Here is a 4,487-nt window from a genome sequence, read left to right as displayed (position 1 = left end):
TGTGGTTGTTTGTGTAACCGATATTCCTCGTACAAGAGCCTGCGAATCACCCAAAGGCGCGTAGCCTAACTCACTCTCAAGGCTGTGCTAAAGTTGGCGCTTTGACACTACGAGGGGAAACTGCTTTATAGTGCAGCAACTGAGCTTATGAATTTAAAAAAGCAGTGACGCTTGATTCATTGTAAAAGCCCTAAGTTACTGCACTGTTTACAGGCGAATGATTTGGACTCGATCCGCGACTCCCCAAAAAAAGGGGAGTTTCGCCGGTGAGTGTTAGTCCGGCTCATCAGGCGGGTTGATCGTCTATAAGTTCGGTATAGTCCGGGTCGTCCTCATCAAATGCCCAAACCGTACTGCACGATTGGCATTTAAAAAATCCGAACTCTTTATCGAACCAAACATGCTCCGAACCGCAATTGGTGCAAGTTTCGATCGGTAAACCATTTTCGTCAAACTTTCTCATAATTCTTGGCTAATTTGTACATAGCTGTTAATCATTTCTTCGCGCTGTTTGGGTGTCATTTTCTTAAATTGTTCCGAAGCCCTGTCGGACAAATATTCCATCCAATCGTTTAATTCTCTGTTGGTCATTTGTGCCAGTAACTGACAGGCAATGCCAGAAAGTAAGGAATTAGTTAAAAATTCCTCTTTGTCCATGAGAACAAAGTTGTTTTGCAGTTTCATAAAATTTTAAAAATCCGGTTCGTTTGGATGTTCGGTGTCGGAAGTCGGAGGCAATGGGGGAAAAAGCTCATTCTCCACCATTGCGATTAGCGTTTCTAATTCTTCATATGGATCGTCATTTTCGTTGACGATAGAGGTAGCTTCTAGGGTTTTGGATTCGTAGTTACCGAGGTTTTTGATTCGCTTGTAAGTGATGCTTTTAATGGGCATGGTGGTGATAAAATATACGTGGGTTAACTATCCAGCGCGATCACACTTTGCACAATCTGAAGTGCGATCGCGCAAAATTAAAATTCAGCTTTAATTCTTTCCAGCACCTCCTTGCCTGCTTGATATTGACCGCCCTTATAGCCAAGCACCTCTTTGACTATCTTGCTTTCGCTGAAACCCGCTTCCAGACAGGCTTTTACGGCTCTGGTTACGGAATTTTTGGAATAGTTATTTTCGTTCTCAATCGGCTGCAACTGGCTCTGGATGGGCGTTACAGCCGTTACCAGCGCCGCTGAAACTGGTAAATTTGATAACCGCTGTGTAACCGCTTTCATCTCTCGGTATGAGGGAAGTTTGCAGGGACTGTCGTCAAGTAAACAATGGCTACGGTCGAGTTGCAACCATGCTTCTAATTCATCGTTACCAAGTGAACGAGCGTGTTTAACCGCTAGCTTACCGATGCGTAACCGATAAAAACAATCACCTAAATCGCTCTTACCTTCTAGACCCCAAGCTGCAACTTTATCAAACTGGCTAAGACAGATAATAAATTTCAGCATTCGCCTGCCTCTACGAGCGTGACGCTCGAACCATTCGTCAGCGTTACTGCATTTTTGGCGTACTTCTGGGTACTCCTCAACGATGGTTATTTGGTCACGCCCAATTAAAGCTTTATCCCCTTCGCTGTTGCGGATTTTTACCCGATTGGTAAGTTCTTCCATCTCTTCGGCAAAAGCCTCATTGATGCTCTCCCAATCCTCACCACGCCCGACAACTTCTAGCCCTACCCAGTCGTCTGGGGTTCCTTCGCACTCCAGCACCCTTACTTTTCCACCAACGGCATAAGCAAGATATTGAGCCGCTACAGTTTTCCCGGAACCTGTCGCGCCGATAATCATCAAGTGCTTGCCTTCTATGGCAGAAACAATATCAGTCACAATTTCGCTAACAGCCGGCGGAAGTGCAACAGCAGATGTGTTGATAACGGTAGCGCCTAACGTGCCTCCATGCGGCATTTGGGCATAAACTTCTAGTAGTTTGTGAGTTGTGCGTTCGCACTGGTCAACTATCACGACTACGATTTTGGCGGTTGCACGAATCGTAGTAAGGGTGAACAGCCAACCAGAAAAAAGAATTCTCCCAAGCATCCAGCCGATATATCGGTCAAAGTCACGCAGTGAGGGGAGATTTAGATTTATCCACTCGACACGACGTAAGCGATTATCTTCCATAAAGTACCCCGTCTTTAAAGCTTTGAAAATCGTTACGGCACTGTGAAAGTGTCGCCTGTAACTCATTGTTTTGACCGTGAAACCATGTGGCAGTGAGAAACACTGCCACTCCCAAAAACATTAGTGTGGAGTCGCCGTCTTTCATTTGTCCTCGATCTGGCTAGAAAGAAAAATCATGCTTACTTCGCTTTCAATTCTCTCGGAGAGTTGATCGAACCCGACTTCAAATCTTTCAGGGGTGCTGTCGTCAATTACAATCGGCGTAATCCCAAGAGCTTCCCAAAAGGTTGGATCTAGTGGATTTTCTTTTGGTTTCATTGAGACCTCCTACTAGATTGGAGATAGGGCAAGACTTGCTTCACGACTTCTTGGTCTTCGGGTGTGCGTCCCAAGTCGGGTTTCCCTGCATCGTCGCTGGCGATGATGACGGCAGCTTTATAGGTCAAATTTTCGGGTACACCGCTTTCTTCGCAGGCTCTTAAGGTTGCACCGTAAAGGTTTGGGTTAAAAGGCTTACTCATTGTTATCCCCTTTACGGACTGCATCCAGGATAATTGTTCGTTGCTCGGAAGTAAGATTGGCGTTACCGTTGCAAGGCACGGATTCTAGTTCTAAATGAGTCCCCAGGCGGTAAAGGGCATCGTTTTCAGCTTCTTTAGATGTGGCTGACTCGTAGAATTTGATTTGTCTCTCGACGTACTTATCTGGCATGATTTGATTAGCTCTATTATTGGAGTAAAAACAAGCCTGGTTTGGCTCGTTTGGTTTTCACATTTTGAAAAGGCGATCGCGTCCAAATCATTCTGCGCGATCGCTTTTTCATGGATGCTGACTTTAAAATGCTGGTCTTTCATAGTGGTTTGAGAAGGAAACTCGGTAGCAACGTCCGCCGCCAACCATCAAAACTTCGCGGTCTGATAATCGGACAGCTTTCGAGCGGCTGACTTTCATCAAGGGAAAGGAGCCATCTGGGGAAAGACTGAAAATTTCGTAGTTTTTTAAAAAGCTCCATTCGACTGGGGTCTTGTCTGACAGTCCGTTATAAATGATTGCTGTCATGTCACTAGCACTTGATGCACCAGGTAATGAGGGCAAATGACGGCGCTGTTTGTTGTCTTTAGTGGCTTTATTAAGCGGTTGTGACTGGGTTCTAGTGCCGTTATTGTTGGTGTCGACTGCTTCCATAGTTGGGTTTTAGTAATCGGGTAGGACAGGTTTAAGGGTGGTAAAATTTGCCATTTGAAAAGGTAGCGCAAGCTGAAGCATCGATATAGCAGGCTTTTCAGCTTCAGTAACTAAGGTGTTAACTACTTGCTGCATCAGCTTTAAGCGCTCATAATCGTTCAAATCTTCGCAGTGCGCGATCGCTTCAAACGGCAGCTCGTAAAATAGTTCATCGTTCGCTATGTACCGAAGACTTTCTTCTGGCATCATCAATGCTCGTGAGAGCAATTCGACTAGAGAAAGCAAGTGTTGATCGTTAAGGCTGTCTATTAGTTCAGAGTTGTTCATTCCTCGTTTTGGGTTGGGGTTGTTCGGGCGCAGATTTTATGTGACTTATCTCTGACTTATCTCTGACTTACCTCTTTTTATGTGACGCTCATGTGACTGGTTGCACTCTCACTTTCAACTGCTGGCAGGTCTTTTACTTGCACTACTTGGCTAGCAGGCTGCCGTCTCTGCTTGGTTGCGGTTGAGGAGTAATTTAGTTTTGTCTTTACGAATCTAATGTTAGTATAATGCAAAGACATAACCTGTCAACAGTTTTGTATATACAAAAAAATTCTGCAAAGATAAAATGGGGCTATAGTTCAGTGAAAATAAAGAATGGCACGACCCAAGACGCTAGCGGACGACGCAAAAACAGTAAACGTAAGAATGAGCCAGTACGACTGGGAGAATATGGACAAGATAGCCCAACTGAGGGGACTGAGCAGATCGGAAATGCTGCGCTTGATAGCACAGGAAAAGATACCGCTTGGTCAGATAACCAAAGAAAAGTTAATCCTGGGAAAATCCTTGAGCGCCTCGAACTGATAGAAAAAACTTTTTTATCCTATGTACAGGGACATCAGCACCGTCTTGAAATGCGCCTAGACGAAAGCAAGACTATAGAAACTGTTTTCAAAGGTGAAGTCGCGGCGCTCAAACAAGAAATTTATCATTTAACTTCGGACATTCCCGAAGACCATACAGAATAAAGCCGTCCCGCCTCATGAGGCAGGGACGGCTTTTTGATGGGTGCGACGCCGTGTTTTGTGCGATCGCGTCCAATGTCCAATGTCCAATGACCAATGACCAATAACTAAAAAGCCACCCACGACTTAGCAGAACTGGGTGACTTTTGAAGCTATCTAAAAT

The 4,487-nt window shown here is 45.0% G+C and carries 10 protein-coding genes; 1 reads left to right on the top strand and 9 read right to left on the bottom strand.

Annotation, left to right across the window (positions count from 1 at the left end; translation table 11 throughout):
* Window positions 1-459: 459 nt before the first annotated feature.
* The 9 genes from TOL9009_RS0129705 to TOL9009_RS0129665 all read right to left on the bottom strand — a co-directional run bounded on the left by TOL9009_RS0129705 (window position 460) and on the right by TOL9009_RS0129665 (window position 3,638).
* Window positions 460-684, bottom strand: a complete 225-nt coding sequence (locus TOL9009_RS0129705) for a hypothetical protein (protein WP_029637050.1) — start codon at window positions 682-684, stop codon at window positions 460-462.
* 6 nt (window positions 685-690) lie between these two features.
* Window positions 691-894, bottom strand: a complete 204-nt coding sequence (locus TOL9009_RS0129700; protein ID WP_029637048.1) for a hypothetical protein — start codon at window positions 892-894, stop codon at window positions 691-693.
* Window positions 895-971: 77 nt separating this feature from the next.
* The gene (locus TOL9009_RS0129695) at window positions 972-2,126 is read right to left on the bottom strand and encodes a hypothetical protein (protein WP_029637046.1); all 1,155 of its coding nucleotides are present in this window, start codon (window positions 2,124-2,126) and stop codon (window positions 972-974) included.
* Entirely contained in the window at window positions 2,116-2,271 is a 156-nt protein-coding gene (locus TOL9009_RS47955) for a hypothetical protein (protein WP_186227681.1), read from the bottom strand. Before TOL9009_RS47955 ends, TOL9009_RS0129695 begins: the two co-directional genes overlap by 11 nt.
* Window positions 2,268-2,444: a hypothetical protein gene (locus TOL9009_RS47950; protein WP_186227680.1), complete on the bottom strand. Its 177-nt coding sequence runs from the start codon at window positions 2,442-2,444 to the stop codon at window positions 2,268-2,270. The genes TOL9009_RS47955 and TOL9009_RS47950 overlap by 4 nt, the downstream gene beginning before the upstream one ends.
* Window positions 2,441-2,647 carry a hypothetical protein gene (locus tag TOL9009_RS0129680; protein WP_038296699.1) on the bottom strand — a complete coding sequence of 69 codons (207 nt, stop codon included), beginning with the start codon at window positions 2,645-2,647 and terminating at the stop codon, window positions 2,441-2,443. Before TOL9009_RS0129680 ends, TOL9009_RS47950 begins: the two co-directional genes overlap by 4 nt.
* Window positions 2,640-2,837, bottom strand: a complete 198-nt coding sequence (locus tag TOL9009_RS0129675; protein ID WP_029637043.1) for a hypothetical protein — start codon at window positions 2,835-2,837, stop codon at window positions 2,640-2,642. The genes TOL9009_RS0129680 and TOL9009_RS0129675 overlap by 8 nt, the downstream gene beginning before the upstream one ends.
* Before the next feature lie 123 nt (window positions 2,838-2,960).
* Window positions 2,961-3,311, bottom strand: a complete 351-nt coding sequence (locus TOL9009_RS0129670) for a hypothetical protein (RefSeq protein ID WP_029637041.1) — start codon at window positions 3,309-3,311, stop codon at window positions 2,961-2,963.
* Between the two features lie 9 nt (window positions 3,312-3,320).
* Window positions 3,321-3,638 (bottom strand): hypothetical protein, encoded by a 318-nt coding sequence (locus tag TOL9009_RS0129665; protein WP_029637039.1) that lies wholly within the window; start codon window positions 3,636-3,638, stop codon window positions 3,321-3,323.
* 302 nt (window positions 3,639-3,940) lie between these two features.
* Between TOL9009_RS0129665 and TOL9009_RS0129660 the strand changes: the two genes are divergently transcribed.
* Window positions 3,941-4,327: a hypothetical protein gene (locus TOL9009_RS0129660; protein ID WP_144238371.1), complete on the top strand. Its 387-nt coding sequence runs from the start codon at window positions 3,941-3,943 to the stop codon at window positions 4,325-4,327.
* The last annotated feature ends 160 nt before the right edge of the window (window positions 4,328-4,487 follow it).

Origin of the sequence: [Scytonema hofmanni] UTEX 2349 (genome assembly GCF_000582685.1) — a bacterium.
In the GTDB taxonomy this organism is placed as follows: domain Bacteria; phylum Cyanobacteriota; class Cyanobacteriia; order Cyanobacteriales; family Nostocaceae; genus Hassallia; species Hassallia hofmanni.
Note: the sequence above shows the minus strand (reverse complement) of the source record. Positions and strands in the feature narration are given on the sequence as shown.